The sequence below is a fragment of the Methylacidimicrobium cyclopophantes genome (assembly GCF_902143385.2).
Classification (GTDB): domain Bacteria; phylum Verrucomicrobiota; class Verrucomicrobiia; order Methylacidiphilales; family Methylacidiphilaceae; genus Methylacidimicrobium; species Methylacidimicrobium cyclopophantes.
This window is the reverse complement of record NZ_CABFUZ020000214.1, coordinates 1-20,019: the sequence shown is the minus strand read 5'-3', so window position 1 is coordinate 20,019 and position 20,019 is coordinate 1. Positions and strand designations below refer to the sequence as shown.

Sequence of the window (20,019 nt, the reverse complement as noted above, 5' to 3'; positions counted from 1 at the left end):
GGCGATCCCCCGCCGCCGGAGTCTTTCGACGCGGGCTCTGGTCCGCTCATGGACCGCGGCGGCGACCACTCGCCCTTCCAGCAGTTTTGCTTGATGCATCGTTTTCCACCTCAAGGCAGGGCCGGCGGCATCCGCTCCCGCAAGAGGGGGAGAAGCCCCTCGCGAAACGAAGGATAGAGCGGCTTCCACCCCAAGGCCCGGGCCTTCGCGTTCGAAACCCGCTTGTGCGTCGGCCTTCGCTTCGACGGAAGGGCCCGCCTCTCCCCTCCCGGAAAAGGAGGTGCCTTATCCAGAGTCCTCGCCAACCATTCGGAAAAGTGACTCTCCCTTACCGGCTCATCGTCCACAACGTTGACAATTTCCCGACGGAGACGCAAGGCGAGGAAGTGGAGGATGGCGGAGACGACGTCGTCTCGATGGATTTGGTTGATCCATCGGTCGATGGGGGAAATAGCCGCCTCCCCGCTCAGGATCCGATCGAGAAGATAAGTCCGGCCGGGACCGTAGATGCCGGAGATTCGGAGAACGGTCCCCCCCGCTTCCAGGGCCAGCTCTTCCCCTTCCCGGAGGATGCGGCCGGTCTCCGATTCGGGCTCGGCGGGAGACTCCTCGTCGACGAGCTCACCGTTCGACTGGCCGTAAACCGAAGTCGAAGAGAGGAAGAGCAGGGGCGTCTTCGGGAAGCGCCGAAGAGCATGGGAGAGTCCGGTAACGAAGACGTTTCGATACTGGATCGCTCCTCCCCGAGAGGAAGAGGGTCCGTAGACGAGGAAATCGGGCCGATCGGCCAACCTATCCCAGGCTTCGAAGGAGCCGACGTCCCCCGCCACCGCAGGAATCGCCAACCCGCTCAGGCGCGACCGGCTTTCCTCGGTTCGTACCCAGGCACGAAAGCCGATTCGACGATCCCGGAGGATTTCGGCGACCCGGGCGCCGACATAGCCGCAGCCGACCAAGAGGATTCCCGCAGAGTGACTCATGCCCTTTCCTATCGCACCAATCTGAGTGCATTCCTCGGGAAAGGAAAGGGGCTTTTTGCCCCTTCCGAGAACGCTTCGCCCCTTCTCCTTGCCGCAGCCGGGGGAACGGACTTCGACCCCCAGGCGCAAGCTCCGGCAGTGGCCCGAAGGAAAAAGCCGTTGCGGAAAGCCGGAGGAGCCAGCATATACGTAGCGATGCGACTCTTTTTCCTTCCGGCCACGCTAGGCCCGAGCAGAGAACGTTTCCATTGAGGATGGCGCGCACCGTAGTCGAAGGCAAAAGGGGAGCAGAGGAAACCGACGATGGGTGGAGAAGAGCGATCGGGCCGGTCGCATCCAAGATGGGTCGTCAAGCTGGGGACGGGGATCTTGAGCACCGCCGACGGAGAGCTCGATCTGCCGCAGATTCGCCGGCTCGTCGAGCAGATCGCCTGGCTCAAGCGAGCCGGATGGGAGATCGTCTTGGTCAGCTCGGGAGCGATCGGCAGCGGAATGGGTCTTTTGGGACACCGAAGACGGCCGGCGGCGATCGAAGAGCTGCAAGCGTGTGCTGCGGTCGGGCAGCCCCAGCTCATGCGGCTTTATGAAGAGCTCTTTTCCGAGCGGGGTCTTCATGTCGCCCAGCTTTTGCTTACCTATCTCGACCTCGATAGCCGGACCCTCTACGAGAACGCGCAGAAGACGATCGAGCATCTGTTGGTTCGAGGAATCTTCATTCCCATCATCAACGAAAATGACGTAGTTTCCTACGAAGAGATCAAATTTGGAGATAACGATCGGCTATCCGCCCATGTTGCTTCGATGGTAAAGGCGGATAAGTTGATCATCCTCTCCAATGTTCCCGGCTTGCAGGAGCGGAACGACGGCAGCGGGAAGATTATCCCCTTGGTCGAGGAGATCACGGAGGAGATCGAGGCGATGGCGGGGAAAACGCGGAGCGAACGTTCGGTCGGCGGAATGGTGACGAAGATAGAGGCGGCTCGGATCGCGGGAAGCGCGGGCATCCCCATGCAGATCGCCGACGGCCGGGCAAAGGAAATTCTCCAGCGGATCGCGTCCGGAGAGTCGGTGGGCACCCTTTTTTCTCTCGGAAAGAAGCGATGATCTCCCTCGAAGAAGAGATTGAAGCCCTTTGTCGAGAGGCCAAGACCGCATCGCGGGAGCTCGCTCGCCTAGAGCCGGCAAAGCTCGATGGCGCGCTAGAAGCGATCGGCCGCACCTTGGAGGCTGCGAGACCACGAATCGAAGAGGCCAATCGGATCGATCTGGAAGCTGGCCGCAGCCGCGGGCTGGGAGCGGCTCTTCTCGATCGGTTGCACCTCTCCCCGAAGGCGTTCTCCTCGATGCTTCGGGGAATCGAAGAAGTCCGGAGTCTGCCGAGCCCTCTCGGTCGAATCCTCGAGGAACGAATCCGTCCGAATGGGCTTCGGATTCGCAAGATGCGCGTCCCCATCGGAGTGATCGGAGTCATCTACGAGAGCCGCCCCAATGTGACCGTCGATGTTGCGGTTCTCTGCCTGAAAGCGGGGAATGCGGTCGTCCTGCGCGGCGGCAGCGAAGCCTTTCATTCGAATAGCGCACTCGCTCGAGCCTTGGCGGAAGGCCTCGAGCGGGCGGGATTGCCTTCGGCGGCGATCCAACTCCTTCCCACCGTGGATCGCGCGTCGATTCCGATTCTCTGTCGCCAGCGACGATATCTCGATCTGTTGATTCCGAGAGGGGGCTACGGCCTGATCGAGACGGTCGTCTCCCACGCGCAAGTACCAGTCATCAAGCATTTTCAGGGAATTTGCCATGTGTTCGTCGAAGCGCACGCCGACCTCGAGATGGCCCGAAGGATCGTGCTCAACGCCAAATGCCAACGGCCCGCGGTCTGCAATGCGATGGAGACCTTGCTGGTCGATCGGAAGATCGCTTCCCAATTTCTTCCCGGAATGGTGAGAGAGTTGCGCGGCCGCGGCGTGGAAATTCGCGGCGACGAGACGACCCGGCTGCTCGGAGGTGCCGAGGTACTCCCCGCGACGACGGAAGACTGGGCCACCGAGTACCTCGACCTGATCCTCTCGGTACGGGTAGTCGACGGATTAACCGAGGCGCTCTCCCACATCGAGCAGTTTGGATCGAGCCACTCCGACGCGATCGTCACCGAAGATCGTGCGATAGCGGAGGAGTTCCTTCGTTCCGTCGATTCGGCGGTGGTCTATTGGAACAGCTCCACCCGTTTTACCGACGGCGGGGAATTCGGTCTCGGAGCCGAAGTGGGAATCAGCACTGACAAAATCCATGCGCGCGGCCCCATGGGCGTGGAAGAGCTGACTTCCTACAAATATGTCGTGATCGGCTCCGGCCAAACCCGGGAGTAGGTCCGCCGTCATGGTTTGTCCGGAGGAGACCCTTTTTTCTTCGGCTTTGACCTTCCTTCCGCGGATCGTTCCTCTCCGCCCTGCTCGGGGATCTCGCCGGGCTCTCCCTCAAGCTCTTCGTCGGAGAGCTCCTCGTCCTCCTCGTCTCCCGTCTCCTCCTCGTCGTCGAACAGGCCGAGCGCCTCATGTTTGAGGACGTTGACCATCAGCTCGTTGAAGTCCGAAAATTTCGCGGCCGGCGCGAGAGAGTCGGCATAGAGCGCAAAATACTTCTTCTCCGGGAAAGAGTAGGCGTAGCGGAAAATATCGGAATGGCCCAGGAAGAGATAGTCGGGCTGCGTCCGAAGATCCTGCAAGACGAGATTTTCCGCGAGCAAGCCCGGAAGGAATTGATCCTCTTCCTCGTCTTGGTCGATGGCATAAAAGACCACGCCGTTGTGAGCGAGTCCGTCGGCGAGCGACAGGAAGTCGAGATAATCCGGGGGGATCGCAATCCCGAACCGTTCTTGCACTTCCCTGGCATAGGCCGCCACCCTTGCCGGCGGCCGACCGGCGAAGGGTTGGAAGCCGGCCGCCTGCTCTTCTTCATTCACGAGAGCTACGTAGGTTTTGTAGTTCATAGAAAAATCTCGGTATTCAAGCCCAAGAAAGGGGTCCGCCGCGGGGAGCGGGCAAGAGCTTGCCCGGCATGTCGTCGTAGTCTCATCGGAGGAACCTCTCGATGCGATGCTCAGCGGAAGAAGGTCGAGTCCTTTTGTGGACGAGAAAAACGGCGGCTTCCGATGTCGGAATCCGATTGCCTCGATGCAACTCTGCCTTTCTCCGGCAGCAGAGGCAATTGGAATCTCGCCTGATGATCGACGGCGAGGAGCTCGCCGTCGACTCGGGCTCCGGTCGGTAAAAATTGCCGGGCGAGAACCGCGCCTTCCGTGGCAGCCCGTTTCCGAGCCGCCTGCTCCTGGTCGGGATCACGATTTTCCGGACGGTAATAGATGTTCTGATAGGTGCGCATCGTCGCGCGAAACTCCTCAGGCACCTCGTAGGGCAACCTTTTCGCGGCCTGGCAGAAAGCGACCAACCGTCTCTGCCAGCTCGCCGGCAGCTCGGCGTTGGGATCGAGTCGCTTCAGCTCCTTGCGCACTTCCTCTACATTCGCGAAGGGCTTGCGAGTCGGAGGATAGAAAGGAAAGAGCGGGCGCGGGATGTAGGCGTCGATCACGGAGCCCGGAGGAAGGTGGAGCTGCGGATGGAGAATGGCCGCATGGAGGAAGTGATGCGCATTCTCCCGATTGTTTCCGCTGGTAAAAGTGGAGATGACGACCAGGTTGCTCGGATCGTTCGGGCTCTTGCCGTCGAGGCGCGCCATGCTTTTCGGAACGACATGGTGACAGTTCCACCGGTCCGAAGGCTGCTCGGCCGGGGGCGGAGCTCTGCGTACGCTCCGAGGAAGGATCGCCTGGATCTGAAAAAGCGTGGTCCGATCTCGCAAAACACCGTCCCGATCGACGGCCTCCTCCCATTTCCGCTTGGGTACTTGCCCCCGCTCCATCATTGCGACTCCTTCCTTGCCGACGGCGAGCAGTGCCAGCGCTCGGGTCGTTGGATTGCGAGCCAGGGCCGCCAAGAACTCCGGCCGCGTCCGATTATATTCCCGGACGATCTGCTGGTAGCTCTTCCCGTCGCGGTCGAGGGCTTGAACGCGTACTTTTTCGAGCGCGATGCCGGGTGCGGCGGGAGGGGTTTGCAGGATCCGTTCTATCGTTCCCACGCGTTCGAGCCCTTCAACCATTGTCGCGATCTTCGCTTGGAGCGCCGGAGAAGGCTCGATCCGCCGGCGCCGTCGGGATTTGCCCATACGTTTTGACGAGGAGAGTCCCTCTCTTTGTTAGGTGATCGGATCGCTTCGCGCATCCGAGCGAGCTTCCCCGGTCTTTCGACTCGACTTCCGGCGCGAAAGAGCCTTCATCCTTTCGGTGTCCAGCGGCGGGCGGTCGAAGGATGGAGCGTAGGGCGGGAGGGGAGACAGGCCGGAAGAAGGAAGAATCGAGCGGCAAGAGAGGAGGAGCTACGGTCTTGGAAGAGAAGGAAACAACGTCTAGTACGATCTGGTCCTGGTTACGGGGAAAGTTCTTGGCCGGGCTCTTCGTTTTGCTTCCGGCGGTTCTGACCCTCTGGGTAGTCCAACTCGTCTATGGGATCGTCAACCGGCCGGCGGACAGCCTTCTGGCGCTGCTGGTCCATGCCCATCTCTTGCCCGGCTCGGCCTTCATTCTCCAACATTTCGGAGGGCACATCCCCGGCGCAGGCTTTGTGATCAGCCTGCTCGTCGTGCTGCTGGCCGGCTTTGCCGTCGGAAACCTCGCGGGCTCCTCTCTCCTTCATGCGATGGAGCGGGTGGTTCAGCGGGTCCCCCTCGTCAGCTCCGTCTATCAGACAGCAAAAGAGGCCGTCGGAGCGCTGCGAAAGCTGGGCGGCTCCGATCCGAAGGCCTTCCAATCGAGCCCGGTAGTTTACGTATCACTTTCGGAGAGAGGGCCGAGAATCCTCGGTTTCGTGACGGGCCGCTCGGCGGAGCGAGCGGGAGAAGGGGTTCTCTGCACGGTCTTCATCCCTACCTGCCCCACTCCGTTCACCGGCTTCCTCGTGTTGGTGCCGGAAGCCTCTCTGACGACCGCTCCGGAGTTTTCCTACGAAGACGTGCTCAAGCTCTGCTTCTCGTACGGCCTTCTCAGCTCTTCCAAGGAAGGCTCAACAAACCCACGAGCGCAGCGCCCAGGCCGATCCGGTACCAAGCAAACGGGATGAAGGTGTGGCTTTGCACGTAGCTCAGGAGCCATCGGACCGCGGCGAACCCGGTCACTCCCGAGACGACGAAACCGACCGCGAGGCTGCTCCAAGAGTCCGACGGGAGTGTATGAAAAAAATGGGTCTCCTGAGCGAAGGAGAAGAGGCTTGCCGCGAACATGGTGGGAATCCCGAGGAGAAAGGCGAACTCCGTTGCCGCCGGGCGATTGACTCCGAAGAGAAGGGCGGTGAGGATCGTCGCGCCCGAGCGGGAAAGGCCCGGGAAGACGCCGGCGAGCACTTGCGCGATGCCGACGGCGCATGCGGTCATCCAGCCGATTCGGGCGGTCGGCTCCAGAAAACGGAAGCGGCGCTCCGCTAAAAAGATCCAGAAGGCCCCGACAAAAACCGCAAGAAGAACCGGAGCGAGCTGGTCGGGGAGCTTCCAGCCCGCTTTCTTCGCGGCGAGCCCGAAGATCGAGGTGAGGAAAAAGGCGACGGCAAGCTTGAGAGAGTAGTCGAGGTTCTCCGGCTTTTGGATGCCGACGACCAGACCGACGATCTTCCTCCAATAGAGGAGGGTCACTGCGAGAACGGCTCCGAGCTGGATGAAGATGTTGAAAGTTTCCGAGCGGCTCCCCAGCCAATGTTCGGCGATCAACAGATGGCCGGTGCTCGAAATGGGAAGGAATTCGGTGAGCCCTTCGACGATTCCCAGAAGGATGCTCGTCCAGAGGTCATTCATAGCCAGCATGGATCTCTCCTCGAGCCAGACCAGAGCGCGCCGCCTCTCAAAGCGGCTGCGCCGAAACCGCCGGATCGGCGGAGCCTTTCAGCTGCCGGAAGCCGTAGTTAAAGAGGACGGTCGCGTCTCTCCATTTGTCTGGGCTGTGTAGAAGAATCAACAACAAGGGATGACCATCCCGCTGGCAGGCTGCGGCGTAGGTATGGCGCGCCGCGCGGGTCCAACCCGTTTTCGCCGGGCCCATCCCGGAATACGTTCCCAGCAGCCGATTGTGGTTATGCAGAATCCGCAAATGATTTCCGCTTCGGGTCGCGACGGAGCGAGTCATGAGGATCTCTCGGAGGACCGGGACGTTCAAGACCGCCTGAAAAATGCGGAGCAGATCGCGGGCCGTCGTCATTTGACCTTCTCGGTAGGAGGCCAGCCCATGCGGATCGACGAAGTGGGTGTGGAGGCAGCCCATTTCCCAGGCTTTCCGATTCATCTCGTGAATAAAGGCTGGAACCGAGCCCGCCGTAGAGCGGGCCAGCGCGAGCGCGGCATCGTTACAAGAGCCGATCAGAAGATCTTGGACGAGCTCCACGACGGACACCCGCTGACCGACACGGAGGGGCACATGGGAAGGTTCGACGGCCGTATCCGACGGAAGGACGGTCACGAATCCGCGCAATCCCGTCTGCTCGTAGACCAGCAGTGCGGTCATGAGCTTGGTCGTGCTCGCAGGAGCCAGGGGGGCATCCTGGTTACGAGCAAAGAGGACGCGGTTGCCTACGGGATCGTAGAGGAGGGCGGCCGTTGCCTCGACCAAGCGGTTTGCCTCCCATTCGCTATCGACGTCGAGATAGGAGGAAGCCATCCTCGCGTGTCGATGGTGGCGAGAGGCCGCGGCGAGGTCCTCTGCGCCGCCGATCCAGCAGCCGAGCAGCGAGAGGAGAAGCAGAGAGGAGCATGTTCGTCTCGCCATAGTTTTCCGGGGTCCGACTCCTCTCAACGAGCCCTCGCGCACCTCTCCCCATCCCTGCAAGCGGTCTCTTCTCGCGCAAAGACCGCGTTGCGAGGTATGGTGCTCGGCTCTTTTCGGGCTGTCGAGGAAATTTTCCCGAAGCTTCTCTTTGAAACCGATCATGGTTTCCTCGGACGGAAGGAGCGCCGCGGAGCTCTTCCTCTGCAAGGGCAACGACGAATGCGATGCCGGCGGCTCACCCGACCTTGTAACGAAGCCTCTTCTTGTGGCGATGCTCGCGCCTGCGCTTGCGGCGCTTGTGCTTGTTCATCTTCGCCTTCCGGCGCTTCTTGAGCGAACCCATGCCGATAATCCTTCCGGCCGCTTCTAGCCGATCAATAGATGACCTTGTTGAGCGGGTATTCGATAATTCCCTCCGCGCCCAGCTCCTTGAGCCGCGGGATCAAGTCGCGGACTTGACTCTCATCGAGAACGGTTTCCACGGCGAGCCATTCTCCGTCGGCCAGCGGGGAAACCGTCGGCCTTCGGAGCGCGGGCAAAATGGCCAGCACCGCCGCAATGCCGCTTTTGGCTACGTTCATCTTCAGCCCCACTTTCTCTTCGCCGCGAAGTGCGGCCAGGAGGAGTAAGGCCAGAGATTCGATCTGCTTCCGCCGCTCCGCGTCCGCCCAGACGGAATGGGCACAGAGGAACTGCGGATAGCTTTGCAAAACGGTGTCGATGACCCGCAAGTTGTTCGCCTTAAGCGAGGAGCCCGTTTCGGTGATATCGACGATGGCGTCCACGAGCTCGGGCACCTTCACTTCCGTGGCGCCCCAGGAAAACTCGACTTCCGCTTGGACACCGTGGCGTTCCAAGTAGGCGGTGACCAGCCGGACCGCTTCGGTTGCGATCCTTTTTCCTTGCAGATCCTTCGGAGAGCGGATCGGCGAGCTCTCATGGACGGCCAGAACCCAGCGAACCGGAAGGCGGGTGGATCGGTTATAGGGCAGTTCGCAGACGACATGGACAGAAGCGTTGTTTTCCAGGATCCAATCCATTCCGGTGATCCCGCAATCGAGGAAGCCCTGATCGACGTAGCGAGCCAGCTCTTGGGGTCTGACCAGCCGGACCTCCATTCCGGGATGGTCGATGTACGGCCGATAGCCTCGGGAGGATCGACTCACGGTATAGCCGGCTCGACGAAAGAGCTCGATCGTTGCTTCCTCCAGACTGCCTTTGGGAAGCCCAATGCGTAGCTTTGTCTCACTCATCGGAAAAGAGTGGCGATGCTACGAAGGAACGGGCGCCCCTGTAAAGCGGTTTTCTTCACGTCGCTGCCTCGGAGGAAGGGGAGGGGGCTTGCGGCGAGACGGGGGAGGCCTCCCCACGGTGCAACGACTCATGGAGCATCTGATAGACCGTCGCGAGATCCGACGGGTGGACGCGGGTCCCCGCCGTGGTCGTCATGAAGTTGGCATCGTGCCGCCACCGGGGCACGAGATGCCAATGGAGATGGCCTTCGATTCCAGCACCGGCCGCTGCGCCGAGGTTCAATCCGATATTAAACCCGTGGGGCGCAAACACCTCCTCCAGGGCCGCCAGGAGCTTTCGAAGAAGCCCCATCGTTTCGAGTAGCTCCGTCTCGGTGAGCTCGTCGAGCCGAGCCACCGATCGATAGGGCACGACCATCGAGTGGCCGACATTGTAGGGGAAGCGGTTGAGCAGCGCGAAGCTCGTACGCCCGCGTACCAGGACGAGATTCTCCCGATCCCTGGATTCCTTGGCGATTTCCTCGAAGAGGGTGCTGCGCGGAGGAGTCGGATCGTCGAGATAAGCCTTGCGCCAGGGTGCCCACAAATGTTCCATTGCCTCGACAGATCTTATTGCAATGACTCCTCTTGCGGGCAAGAGCAAAGCAATTCATTTCTTCGGGGGCGAGGACGAATACGAGGCCAAGCGTTTCGCCCGGCTCTTCCTGGAACGGGAAGAGCTGCGGGAGGATCCTTCCTTCGAAAGCATCTCCGGGGACGCGCAGAGCGCCGCGGAGGCGGTTGCGCAGATCGATCGCTTGCGGGAAGCTCTTCAGTCGGGCTCCCTCTTCGGCTCGCGCAAGGTAGTGTTTTGGAAGGAAGTCCATTGCCTGGGAGCGAAGGGAGTCGGCCGGGAACAGGGGGTTTCCGAGGCATTGGAGAGCCTGCTCGAAGTGCTGTGCGGATTGCGCCCGGAAGAGGTCATCTTGGTGATCCAAGCCGGCGCCGTCGACGAGCGGCGGCACTTTCTTCGCGAGCTGCGCCGGATCGCTTCCGTGCGCCTGTTTACGCCCTTGAGTTCCGAGCGGAGCGAGGATCGGGCCTTGGGCGAGGTGGCGGAGAGGATGCGGGAACGGGGCCTTTCGCCGACCACCGAACTCTGCGAACGGCTCTGGATCGCCTCCGGAGGGGAGCGCCAGCGCCTCGATTCCCTGATCGAGAAGCTCTCTCTCTACCTGGCCGACAGTCGGCCGATGGTCTCCGAGGAGCTCCGACTGCTCTTGCGCGACGGCTCGGAGGCGATCGTCTGGGACTTTTGCGATGCGGTCGTGGGAGGAAAGGTCTCCGAGGCGCTCGGAGAGCTGGGGGCTCTCTTGCGGCAAGGAGAGAGCGAAGTGGCCTTGCTCTTGGCATTGGGGCAGAAGATCCGTTTGGCGGCTCTGGGCGTACTGCTCTGGGAAAGCGGCTGGGTTCGCCTGAGCGGCTCCGGGCGCTTCGTGAAGGCGGAAGTCGCCTCCGAAGGCCAAGCCTATTTCCCGAAGAAAAAGAGCGGCGCTCCGGTCAGTCCCTGGCAACTGGGTATGACCGTGGCGGCGGCCAAAGACCGGGTCGCGCGGTCGTGGGCGGAGGCCCTTCTTCTTCTTGCGGAAGCAAACCGGCAGATGTTGCAGGGAGGAGAAAAGCAGATCCGCTTCGAGTTGGCCCTCTTGCGGCTTTTGCGCCAGCAGCGCGTTTCGTCATGACAGACTACCCGGACAGAGCGAAGGAACCCGAGTTTTCCGTCGTCATTCCCTTTCACAATGAGTCGGAGAATCTTCCCGAACTGCTCTTGGAGATCGACGCGGCTCTCCAAAAGCTCGGCCAAGCAGCGGAAATCATCCTCGTCAACGACGCCAGCACCGACCGCTTCGAGCGGCCTCCCATGAGCCCCCATTTTCCGGTGCGATGGCTCGATCTCACCGTCCGATCCGGGCAGAGTGCGGCGATCTACTATGGAATCCAGGCAGCCGCAGGGCATTGGATCATTCTCTTGGACGCCGATCGGCAAAATGATCCGGCGGACATTCCCTCTCTTTGGGAGCGGTTGCAGGAAGAAAAGCTCGACTTGATTACGGGCATCCGTCGAAGGAGGCAGGATAATTGGCAGCGGCGCTGGATGAGCTGGATAGCCAATCGGATCCGCGCCCGTCTGCTTGCGGATCGCACCAGCGACTCGGGCTGCTCTCTCAAAATTCTCCGAAGGGATCTCGCACGGCGACTTCCGGGGTGGAATGGGATGCATCGGTTCATTCCGGCCCTTGCGTGCGGCATGGGCTATCGCACCGGCGAGCTTCCGGTTCACCATCGCCCGAGACAAGCCGGTCGGAGCAAGGTTCGTCCATGGAAGCGGGCGCTGGAGGCTACGGTCGATCTCGTCGGCATGGTCTGGTTGGTTCGCCGCCAATTTCGGGGAAGACTCCGAGACCCGGAAGCCCGATAGCGCGATCCGATCGAGCCTGCATCCTAGGAATAGGAGCGCCTTACGGGAGCGCCTGGAGAATCTGCCGGAGAACCTGATAGGGCAACTGGTCGGCGTTGATATCGTGGATCCTCTCCTGGGGAATCCCTCCGAGCAGCGGCTTCGTTTCCGTTTCGTAGACCGAGATCCTCCGGAGGATCACCTTGGGATCGACGTCGTCGGTGCGATTCGCCTGGTGGGCCCTGCCGGCGAGGCGTTGGATTAATACGTCGCGATCCGGACAAGAGAGGTGGAAGACATGGAGGATGTCGACGTAGACTGAGATTTGCGCGAGTTGGTTGGCGTTGCGGGGGATTCCATCGAGCACGAGGAAGTCGGTTGCCGGACGATAGCGACCCGAGGCGATCAGTGTCTGCACGTGGTCTCGCCAGACGCGAATCGTCAACTCGTCGGGGGCGAGCTGCCCACGATCCGCATATTGCCGGAAGAGCTTTCCCAAATCGGAGGCCGGGTCGAGGGAGCGGAAGAGATCCCCCGAGGAGAGATGTACGAAGCCGGGAATTTGGGCCAGAATCTGCCCTTGGGTTCCTTTTCCGGAACCGGGAGCTCCCAGAAGGAGCAGCGAACGAAATTTCATGGTCGTATCGAATAAGCTACCAACTCTTTCCGGCATCCGATCGTGCGAGCCGGCGGAACTCTTCCGAAACCTCTTTGCGGGGGAGGCTACTCCTTCGCTTCCCCGCTCGCAAGACGGCTTGGCAAGGATGGCCGCAATTCGGTAAGTTACAAAGGTCCCTTTCCTATGAATCCTGGTTTATTCCCCATGGGCTTGCTTTCCCAACCCTTTCTTGCAGTGACCTCTTCCCTCCAGCCCCCGGCTCTGACTGTCTGGGGGCTCCTCCAGTCCGGAGGGTGGGTCATGCTCCCCCTCCTCCTGATTTCGGTAATCGCTCTCTGGCTGATTTTCTACTGCCTGGCTTCTCTTCGGCAGAGCGTCGTCTGGACGCGAGATTTGGAACGGAGGCTCGATGCGGTCTTCCGCCGCGGCGACCTCTCCGTTCTCGCCGAGCTCGTTCGGAAGAGAAAGGAGGGAGTCGCCCGCGTGCTTCGAGAAGCAATCGGCCTCTATCAACGCTACCCGAATGCGGACGGAGACTCCGTGCGATCCGTGGCCCAGGTCGTTGGCAGCGGGATCGCCGCCTCGCTCAATCAGAAGATCCTCTATCTGCTCGACGTGGGCGTGATCGCGCCGATGCTCGGACTCTTCGGTACGGTCGTAGGCATCCTGCGCTCCTTCGGCTCGATCGCGGCCGATCCCTCTCCCATGCGGACGATGCTGCTGGCCGGAGGGGTTTCGCAGGCACTGATCTCCACCGCCGTCGGCCTCATCGTCGGAATTTCCTCCATGATGTTCTACTCCTTTTTCCGGGGGCGCTTGCAGGGCCTGCTCACGATCTTCGAGGAACGATCGGCCGTCTGGGTCCAGGAGCTGATCCTGCTCCACTCCTCCCATGGCGCGGAGGGGCCCGTAAAGGAGCCGGAAAGCAGAGTCGTCGAATCGACATGAACTTCCGAAGCCGAGTCCCCACCGAGCAGATCGCGCTGCAACTGGCGCCGATGATCGACGTCATCCTCTTTCTGCTCTCGTTCTTTTTGCTCACTTGGAATTTGGCACGATACGAGGCGGACCTCGACGTGCGGGTGCCCAAGGCCAAGCACGGGGAGCTTCCCAAGCGTCTTCCGGGTGAAGTGGTCCTCAACATCTCGAAAGACGGCAAAGTCGCGTTGAATCGCAGAGTGGTTTCCGCATCGGAGCTGGAAGAAATCCTGCACGGAGTCATTCAACAGTATCCCGATCAAGCGGTGGTGATTCGCGCGGACGAAGCCACCAATTATGAGCATGTCGTTCGCGTTCTCGATGTCTGTCGGGCGGCAAACGTCTGGAACATCGCGTTCGCCACGGTCCGGCCCGATCTCGCCACCCCGTAGGTCGGGCGCTGCTATGGGCCCGGATGTTCGTGGCAAAGCCCACCGATTCGGCAGCATGCGAATGCGGACGGGCGTTCCCTTTTCCGGCAGGATGTCGATCGGCCGGGAAGGGAACGGTGTCCGGCGGGAGCGGGCGCTCTTCGATCGAAGCGGGAAGCGGAAGAAGAAGCGAAAGCAATGCGATCGACCGGTCTGATGTGCATGGCAGAACCTCGGGGGAATCGGAGGCCGTCCGGCCGACTCCTTCGGGCCCTCGCATTCTGTCTCTGGCTTTTCGGAGAGAGCCAGCGGGCTTTGTCGGCTGCCGCGGCGGGCAACCCCAAGGAGATCGAGCTGCTGCCGCAAGCGGAGGCGCAGTTTGAAGAAGCGGTCGATCTCTACCGTGCGGGCCAATACCCGGAAGCTCTGCGCCTCTTTTCCGAGACCCTGCCTTCTCTGCCGGCAGTGAAGAAGGAAGAGGCCTTGTTCGACATCGGCGAATGCTATCGGCTGCTCGGCCGATCGCCCGACGCCCTTTCGGTCTATCGAATGCTCACCAAATCGAACCCGAAGAGCCTCTTTGCGCCGGCCGCTTGGTTCTGGGAGGGAAAGCTTCTGATGGAGCGGGAGCACTACGGAGAGGCGATCCCTCTTTTGCAGCTCGCGCTCGATCGAGGAGGGGGCGAGACAGCGGACGCCGCACGCTACCTGTTGGCTCTCTGTGACTTTCACGTCGGAAACGAGGCCGCGGGCTCGGAAGAGTTGCGGAAGGTCGCCTCCAGCTCGTCCCCCTATCGATGGGAGGCCTCTCGGCTGCTCGCGGTTTACTTGGAAAAGAAGGGGGATTGGGCGGGGGCGCTCCGTTACTGGCGAAGCCTTGCGACAGAGGCGAAGGAGCCGTCGAGGAAGTGGCAGGCGACCGCTCGCGCAGGTTGGGCGGCAATGCGCGCCGGAGAAGAGAAGACCGCGGAGGAGCTTTTTCGTCAATGCCTCGGTCCGGATGTTCCCGAGCAGTGGCGCAACTTAGCCTACGAAGGGCAATTCGAGGAGGCGCTCGCCCAAAAGCGTTTCGATGAAGCCTTGGCGCTTCTGCAATCCCATCCCGAGCGTTTTGCCTTGGAGAGGAAAGTCTCCCTGCTCTTACGGTTGGGCAACGCCTGCCTGCAGGCGGGAGAAAAGGGGATCGCCTTCCAGGTGTTCGATCACTGTCTTTCCCTAAATCCGTCGGGCCCGGCGATCGCCGAAGCGGCCTATGGAAGGCTTGTGGCGTTGGCCGGACTCAATCAAAAGGGGGTTCTCGACGAGACGACGGCGTTTCTGGATCGCTTCGGCGCTTCGTCCCCCTACGCGGTCCGCGTACGCTTCCTCCAAGCGCAAGCGCTCTCGGCTCGCGGCCGCTTCGCTGACTCCCTTCCGATCTGGGAAGAGCTTGTCTCGCAAAAGGCGGCGGGGGTGCCCCGCTCCTCGGCGCTCCTGGGTCTCGGGCGAGCCTACTTCGAATGCGGCCGGTGGAAGGAAGCGGCGGAGACGCTGCAACGCTTGGGAGCCGAAGCGCCGGATGCGCCCGAACTTTTGCAAGCTCGAATGACCGAAGGGGCTGCCTGGGACAGAGCGGGCAATTTCGCGAAGGCACTCGAGGCTTGGAAGGAGGCCCTCGATCTTGCGCCGAGGGGATCCTCGGAGCGGGAAGCGGCGCTGGAGCAGACGGCGCTGCTCGCTCGACAGCTCAAAGAGACCAAGGAGATGGAAGCGGCCTTCCAAGCCCTCGTCGACGAATATCCCAAGGCGAAGCTCCGTCCCCTCGGCTATCTGCTTCTCGGCCAAGCCGAGCTCGGGGAGAAGCGATACGGCGAGGCGGAAAAGCATCTTCTGGAAGCTCGGGAAGGGGAGCCGGCACAATTCTTCGGCCCGGCGACGAACCTCTTGGTTTGGGTCGCTTATGGCGAAAAGAACTTGGAAAAGATGGAACGCTACTTGGGAGAGCTCGAGGAAAAGGCTCCAGAAACCGCGGCCCAGCTCCCCGCCGCCCTCTACTATTGGGCCGGGCTCTCCTGGGCGAAGGAGAATCGCTGGATTCTGGCGAAAAACGCCTTGCAAAAAGTCTGCTCGCGCTCCGATGCCGGCTCCTATCTGGCTTCCGCATACTGGGAGCTGGCCGAGATCGAACGGAAGCTCCACGAATGGCCGAGTGCGATCCAGTGCTATCGGGAATTCCGCAAGCTCGACCCGAAGGGTGCGGACAACAGCCCGGTGCTCTTGGGATTCGCGGAAGCCGAAACGGGTGCGGGAGACTATGCCTCCGCACAAAAGCATTTGGAGCAGGTGCTTCTCCAGGAGCCCGAGGGTCGGCGGAATGCCGAAGCGCGGATGCTCCTCGGAAACCTCTATTGGGCCCAAAAAAATTATGCGGAAGCCGCCAAGACATACAGTACGCTTAGCTTGATCTACCAAGATGACGAGATTACCCCGCGCGCCATGGAAAAGGCCGCTTCGAGCTTTGCTCGTTTGGGGGATGCGGCGCAGGCGGCCAATTGGCGCAAGCGCCTGAAAGAAAGATACCCGGATTTTAAGCCAGATGCCTGAGTCGGTTTTTCTCACCCGGGAGCGAAGCGGAGGGATCGCCCTCACCGCCCTCCTTCTTTCCCTTTTGGTCCATGCCGCGATCCTGGGCACGGTCGGCCCTCTGCGCGTGAGAGGGCGTATGGTGTTGGCTTCCCAGGCCAAAGAGATGGCCCGTACCTTCCACTTGCGCCAGGCCGAGTTGCCGAACTCGCTCTTCCAGGCCCGCGCGCAATCGAGCACCCCGACGATGGCTCCGGTCCCGGAGCTCGAGGTCCCCAAGGAAATGAAGGGAGCGGAGGCGATCGTCCAGAAGCTGGCGCAGGAGAATCCCGTTCGCGTTCCGTTGCCGGAAACGGCTCCGGGAGGGGCACCGGAGGTGGCGGTCCTCGCTCCGACCCCGCCGAGCGAAACGAGCCCCTATCTTCCCGATCTGCGGGCCGAGGTGGAAAACGCCACCTCGCAGACCAATGTCGGCCCCGCCGTTCCCGGGGTGCCGAACGACACCATCGTTCTGCCCTCCGGAGTGGGGCCGAACGCGCGAGCGGGTGCCAGCGCGGCCGGGCAAGCCGGCACCCATCCGGATCAGGCGGCCGGCGGAGCGGGGTTGCCGGGAGCGGATGACGTCCAGAGTCAATTTCGAGCGGCCGCCAACTTCGATCCCCGCATTCCCCAACCGATCATGGTCCGGCTTCCCAGCGATATCTTGTTCGATTTCGATTCCTACGAGTTGCGTCCGGACGCGGAGCCTCTCCTTGCCCAAGTGGCCGAGATTCTCAAGCGGTATGGGCGAGCCGAAGTGGAAATCGGCGGACATACCGATACCTTCGGGGATGACCAGTACAATCTCAAGCTGAGCCAAGAGAGAGCCGAAGCGGTGCGGCGCTGGTTCGAAGAGCGATTGCCCGGCGAGCAACTTTCCTTTCACGCCACCGGCTATGGGCGTCTCAAACCGATCGTCAATCCTCGAGGAACCATCGAGGAGCAGGCGAAGAATCGCCGGGTCGAAATCGTGATCCGGGCCATCCCTCCATGAAATGGCCCGCGCGTCGGTTTTCCGCCGGAAGGGCCGGAAGATCCGCGCGAGGATGGAAAACCAAATCCGACGAAGCGGGCGGGCCCGGCTCGCAAGCCGCGCGGGAAAGCTTCTGAGGGATTCGGACTAGGCCCTGGACGCCGCTTCTAATTGGGCGTGAATCGCCTTCGTGAGCGGAGGATTGACGCGCCACTGCCTGCCCTGCACATGGACGATCGCGCCGTCGTAGCTCTGCTGGAAGATCCGGCCGTTTTGGAACCGGACCACGACCGTGACATGGACTCCCGCTTCCTCTTGATTGGTCCAGGGGTTGATGGTCGGCATCTCGACCTCGTTGACCGTGATTTCGTCCTGAACGATTCGATATTTCTTTTTGGCCTCCGCGGAGAAGATGTCGCGCTCGAAGGCCGCTCGGGCGTTTTTCTTTCCGGGTCCAGTCAGCGAACCATACTGCCAGAGATAGACCGCCTGGTCGCAACCGGCGAAAAGGGGCACGAGAAGCAGGAAAAAAAGATAGCGGCGCATACGACCTCCATACTGCCAAGAGGCACGGGAAAAAGCGAGCCCTCTTCCTACCCGGTCCGGCCCCTTCCGCTCTTGATCGCAAGAGCTCGAAAGGCGGAGAGAAGCTCCGCGAACGGAGGGCGCCGTCGATACTCCTCCAGCGGCAAAGAGAGCCGCGCAATCCAATTCCGATCTGCTCCCGGTTGGTTAAACCGGGTCTCGATTCCCAAAAGATCGCTGATCAGAACGGAGGCCATCCAGCTCGGAGAGTCGAGCAGCACCTCGAGGAGGCGGAGGTGGAGGTCGCGGGAGAAGTCGCGCGGCGGAGTCTCCGGATTCCAACCGAGAAAGGCCATGAGTCTCTGGAGCTCGAGCCAAGCGTCGTGGCCGCTCGGTCCCGACCAGCGCTCGATCAGTCCTCGGTAGAAGCAGGCGAGGGGGGGATGGTCGTGGGTGGCATAGGTCGCCACGCTCAAACGGGGATAGGAGGAAACGGGCAGGTAGGAGTGGTCTTCCGCTCGCTCGAACATCGGAATCTTGAAGCCGGGAATCCCCAGCTCACTCAAGGCCGGCCGCACATAAAACGGAACGAATCCGAGATCCTCGGCGATCACCGCAGCCTCTCCCGTTTCCTCCAGGAGCCGGTGGAGGAGCAAGACTCCGCGCACCGCGTTGCGAGCCGCCGCCTCGAGGTCCTCGTCGGAGGCCGGGAGGAAGCGGGGAAGCCTCCCCCCGGTCCTGGCCTGCGCCTGCTCGGGCGTCAGAGGAAGAAAGACCGAGTTTTCCTCGGGCTTCCAGGGGAAGGCGTAGATCCGGAAAAAGCCGAGCACATGGTCGATACGAAAGCCGTGAAAAATCTCCAGGGTCCGAGCGATCCGATGCTTCCACCAAGCAAAGCCCTCCGCCTCATGCCTATCCCAGGCGTAGAGCGGAATCCCCCAGTTTTGTCCCCACTTTTGAATGAAGGCATCCGATTGGAAGAACCGTTCCGGGGGTGCTCCCCCGCACCAGCTTGTGTCGAAAAGGGGAGGATTGGTCCAGACATCGGAGCCGTAGCGACTGATGCCAAAGGGGATATCCCCCATCAGCCGAACCCCTCGGGAAACCCCGTAGGCCCGGACGGCCTTCCACTGCCGATAGCCGACCCATTGGACGAAGGCATAGAAGGAGCGTTTCCGAAGGAGCTCCCGAGGACGGGCGGTTCGCAGCCAAGCGAGCGCATTCCGGTAGTGCGAAACTTCCTTCGGCCAGAGATCCCAACGGGGATCTCCTCCCTGCCGATCCAAAAGCGCGCGGAAGAGAGAATAGCCCTTGAGCCAGGAGGCATGAGCGCGGCAGAACGCTTGGAATTCTCCCCAGCTCGGCGGTCTTTCGGCCGAAAATCGTTCAAAGGCTCTTTCCAGAAGCCGTCTTTTCCTCTCCTTGACCCGAGGGTAGTCGATCGCTTCTTCTTTCGCGGCTTCCTCGACCCAGCCCTTCGGGAGATCCTCCGCCAGCAGCCCGGGAACCTCGTCCGGTTCGAGAGCGAAGAGAGCCGGTTCGAGTGCGAGAGAGCTGATCGCATTGTAGGGGCTGTTGTCTCCGCTCGTCTCGTTGATGGGGAGAAGCTGGAGCCAGCGGATGCCGAGCTCCGCGCAAAAGTCGATCGCCTCGCGCACCGCCCGGGCGTCCCCGATCCCGAGATCGCCGGGCCGCCGCAGAGCGGAGACCGGCGTCAGGAGACCGACGACCCGTTCGGAAAGATCGATCCGCATGCTCTATTCGTACCGAGAGAGTGGCCGTCGGCACAAGAATCATCGAAGAGCGCCTGCGGACGGGCGAAGCGCAGGCAAGAGAGGGACGCGCCATCCACGATCCCCTTGCTCTGGATCAAAACGCGGTGGCTCCTCCCGAGAAAGCCGGGATGGGCCAGCGTTTGAAAGCCGGCGGCGGTCAGCCCTTCCGGCAACCTTCCTTCGGAGCGCTCCGCCAAAGCGGAGAGAATGCCCACGAAAAAGTGGTGCTGGTCGACCAGCGCGAGGGTGCGCAGCCCGACCTCCTCTCCGCTTCGCTGAAGAGCCTCGAAATCGACGTGGGCGGTGAGATCCTGCTCTCCGGGAGAGGCGAGGAGATCCTCTTCGCGTCGGTGGGCGCGATAGGCCCGCAGAGTTCCCCGGGCTCGCTCGGGAGAAGAGCGCTCCACCGAGGTCAAGCCGTAGTCGAAGGTAAAGACGAAACCCCGCTCGAGCAAGAGGCCTACCCGGTGCATCCAGGAGGATGCCGCGAGACTCACCTCGACGATCGATCCTTCCGGTGGCTGGGCAACGCTCTCTCCCAAGGCCGCGATCCACGGGCTTCCCGCGGGAAGAGGCCGCTCCTCCCAAGAGAGGCGGCCGTCCCGAAGCCCCACGTAGCTCTGCGCCCAGCCGGTGCCCCGGCGGACGAGC

General features: G+C 61.7%; 22 protein-coding genes. 10 read left to right on the top strand and 12 right to left on the bottom strand.

Going from position 1 to position 20,019, the window contains the following annotated elements; all coding sequences use genetic code 11:
- Positions 1-110: 110 nt before the first annotated feature.
- Positions 111-980, bottom strand: coding sequence for an NAD-dependent epimerase/dehydratase family protein (locus FN369_RS09065; protein ID WP_142525834.1), 870 nt, complete (start codon positions 978-980; stop codon positions 111-113).
- Between the two features lie 303 nt (positions 981-1,283).
- Here FN369_RS09065 and proB point away from each other — a divergent pair, with 303 nt between their 5' ends.
- Positions 1,284-2,084 carry a glutamate 5-kinase gene (proB, locus tag FN369_RS09060; RefSeq protein WP_142525833.1) on the top strand — a complete coding sequence of 267 codons (801 nt, stop codon included), beginning with the start codon at positions 1,284-1,286 and terminating at the stop codon, positions 2,082-2,084.
- Complete coding sequence (locus FN369_RS09055; RefSeq protein ID WP_142525832.1) at positions 2,081-3,343, top strand: glutamate-5-semialdehyde dehydrogenase; 1,263 nt, start codon at positions 2,081-2,083, stop codon at positions 3,341-3,343. The genes proB and FN369_RS09055 overlap by 4 nt, the downstream gene beginning before the upstream one ends.
- 8 nt (positions 3,344-3,351) lie before the next feature.
- Here the strand turns inward: FN369_RS09055 and FN369_RS11255 are convergent, their stop codons facing one another.
- A complete protein-coding gene (locus FN369_RS11255) occupies positions 3,352-3,963 on the bottom strand; it encodes a YrhA family protein (protein ID WP_178087780.1) in 612 nt (203 codons plus the stop codon).
- Positions 3,964-4,073: 110 nt separating this feature from the next.
- Positions 4,074-5,132, bottom strand: coding sequence for a hypothetical protein (locus FN369_RS09045; RefSeq protein WP_142525830.1), 1,059 nt, complete (start codon positions 5,130-5,132; stop codon positions 4,074-4,076).
- Positions 5,133-5,416: 284 nt separating this feature from the next.
- Between FN369_RS09045 and FN369_RS09040 the strand changes: the two genes are divergently transcribed.
- On the top strand, positions 5,417-6,148 hold the full coding sequence (locus FN369_RS09040; protein ID WP_178087779.1) for a DUF502 domain-containing protein: 732 nt from the start codon (positions 5,417-5,419) through the stop codon (positions 6,146-6,148).
- Here the strand turns inward: FN369_RS09040 and FN369_RS09035 are convergent.
- The 5 genes from FN369_RS09035 to FN369_RS09015 all read right to left on the bottom strand — a co-directional run bounded on the left by FN369_RS09035 (position 6,072) and on the right by FN369_RS09015 (position 9,684).
- The gene (locus tag FN369_RS09035; protein ID WP_142525828.1) at positions 6,072-6,872 is read right to left on the bottom strand and encodes an undecaprenyl-diphosphate phosphatase; all 801 of its coding nucleotides are present in this window, start codon (positions 6,870-6,872) and stop codon (positions 6,072-6,074) included. The two genes, FN369_RS09040 and FN369_RS09035, sit on opposite strands and share 77 nt — an antisense overlap.
- Before the next feature lie 46 nt (positions 6,873-6,918).
- Positions 6,919-7,836 (bottom strand): D-alanyl-D-alanine carboxypeptidase family protein, encoded by a 918-nt coding sequence (locus tag FN369_RS09030; protein ID WP_142525827.1) that lies wholly within the window; start codon positions 7,834-7,836, stop codon positions 6,919-6,921.
- Between the two features lie 235 nt (positions 7,837-8,071).
- Positions 8,072-8,179 carry an AURKAIP1/COX24 domain-containing protein gene (locus FN369_RS09025; RefSeq protein ID WP_142525826.1) on the bottom strand — a complete coding sequence of 36 codons (108 nt, stop codon included), beginning with the start codon at positions 8,177-8,179 and terminating at the stop codon, positions 8,072-8,074.
- A gap of 31 nt (positions 8,180-8,210) precedes the next feature.
- Complete coding sequence (gene hisG / locus FN369_RS09020; RefSeq protein ID WP_142525825.1) at positions 8,211-9,089, bottom strand: ATP phosphoribosyltransferase; 879 nt, start codon at positions 9,087-9,089, stop codon at positions 8,211-8,213.
- Between the two features lie 55 nt (positions 9,090-9,144).
- Complete coding sequence (locus tag FN369_RS09015) at positions 9,145-9,684, bottom strand: HIT domain-containing protein (RefSeq protein WP_142525824.1); 540 nt, start codon at positions 9,682-9,684, stop codon at positions 9,145-9,147.
- Positions 9,685-9,706: 22 nt separating this feature from the next.
- Here FN369_RS09015 and holA point away from each other — a divergent pair, with 22 nt between their 5' ends.
- Complete coding sequence (gene holA / locus FN369_RS09010) at positions 9,707-10,810, top strand: DNA polymerase III subunit delta (RefSeq protein WP_142525823.1); 1,104 nt, start codon at positions 9,707-9,709, stop codon at positions 10,808-10,810.
- Complete coding sequence (locus FN369_RS09005) at positions 10,807-11,547, top strand: glycosyltransferase family 2 protein (protein WP_142525822.1); 741 nt, start codon at positions 10,807-10,809, stop codon at positions 11,545-11,547. The genes holA and FN369_RS09005 overlap by 4 nt, the downstream gene beginning before the upstream one ends.
- 40 nt (positions 11,548-11,587) lie before the next feature.
- Here the strand turns inward: FN369_RS09005 and FN369_RS09000 are convergent, their stop codons facing one another.
- Positions 11,588-12,163, bottom strand: coding sequence for an adenylate kinase family protein (locus FN369_RS09000; RefSeq protein ID WP_142525821.1), 576 nt, complete (start codon positions 12,161-12,163; stop codon positions 11,588-11,590).
- Positions 12,164-12,328: 165 nt separating this feature from the next.
- Between FN369_RS09000 and FN369_RS08995 the strand changes: the two genes are divergently transcribed.
- Genes FN369_RS08995 through FN369_RS08980 form a run of 5 tightly spaced genes read left to right on the top strand, consistent with a single transcriptional unit; the run spans position 12,329 to position 17,089 of the window.
- Positions 12,329-13,093 carry a MotA/TolQ/ExbB proton channel family protein gene (locus FN369_RS08995; protein WP_142525820.1) on the top strand — a complete coding sequence of 255 codons (765 nt, stop codon included), beginning with the start codon at positions 12,329-12,331 and terminating at the stop codon, positions 13,091-13,093.
- Positions 13,090-13,515, top strand: a complete 426-nt coding sequence (locus tag FN369_RS08990) for an ExbD/TolR family protein (RefSeq protein WP_142525819.1) — start codon at positions 13,090-13,092, stop codon at positions 13,513-13,515. The genes FN369_RS08995 and FN369_RS08990 overlap by 4 nt, the downstream gene beginning before the upstream one ends.
- A gap of 55 nt (positions 13,516-13,570) precedes the next feature.
- Entirely contained in the window at positions 13,571-13,711 is a 141-nt protein-coding gene (locus FN369_RS11250) for a hypothetical protein (protein ID WP_178087778.1), read from the top strand.
- 5 nt (positions 13,712-13,716) lie between these two features.
- Complete coding sequence (locus tag FN369_RS08985; RefSeq protein WP_178087777.1) at positions 13,717-16,077, top strand: tetratricopeptide repeat protein; 2,361 nt, start codon at positions 13,717-13,719, stop codon at positions 16,075-16,077.
- Positions 16,070-17,089, top strand: coding sequence for an OmpA family protein (locus tag FN369_RS08980; protein WP_142525817.1), 1,020 nt, complete (start codon positions 16,070-16,072; stop codon positions 17,087-17,089). The genes FN369_RS08985 and FN369_RS08980 overlap by 8 nt, the downstream gene beginning before the upstream one ends.
- A gap of 126 nt (positions 17,090-17,215) precedes the next feature.
- On the opposite strand, the gene FN369_RS08975 is transcribed toward FN369_RS08980, so the two are convergent.
- From FN369_RS08975 to FN369_RS08965, 3 genes are all read right to left on the bottom strand, one after another.
- On the bottom strand, positions 17,216-17,614 hold the full coding sequence (locus FN369_RS08975) for a hypothetical protein (RefSeq protein WP_142525816.1): 399 nt from the start codon (positions 17,612-17,614) through the stop codon (positions 17,216-17,218).
- A 47-nt stretch (positions 17,615-17,661) separates the two neighbouring features.
- Positions 17,662-19,347: a 4-alpha-glucanotransferase gene (locus FN369_RS08970; RefSeq protein ID WP_142525815.1), complete on the bottom strand. Its 1,686-nt coding sequence runs from the start codon at positions 19,345-19,347 to the stop codon at positions 17,662-17,664.
- Positions 19,308-20,019: SAM-dependent methyltransferase (locus FN369_RS08965; protein ID WP_178087776.1), on the bottom strand; the 712-nt coding region annotated here is incomplete at its 5' end. The genes FN369_RS08965 and FN369_RS08970, both read right to left, overlap by 40 nt.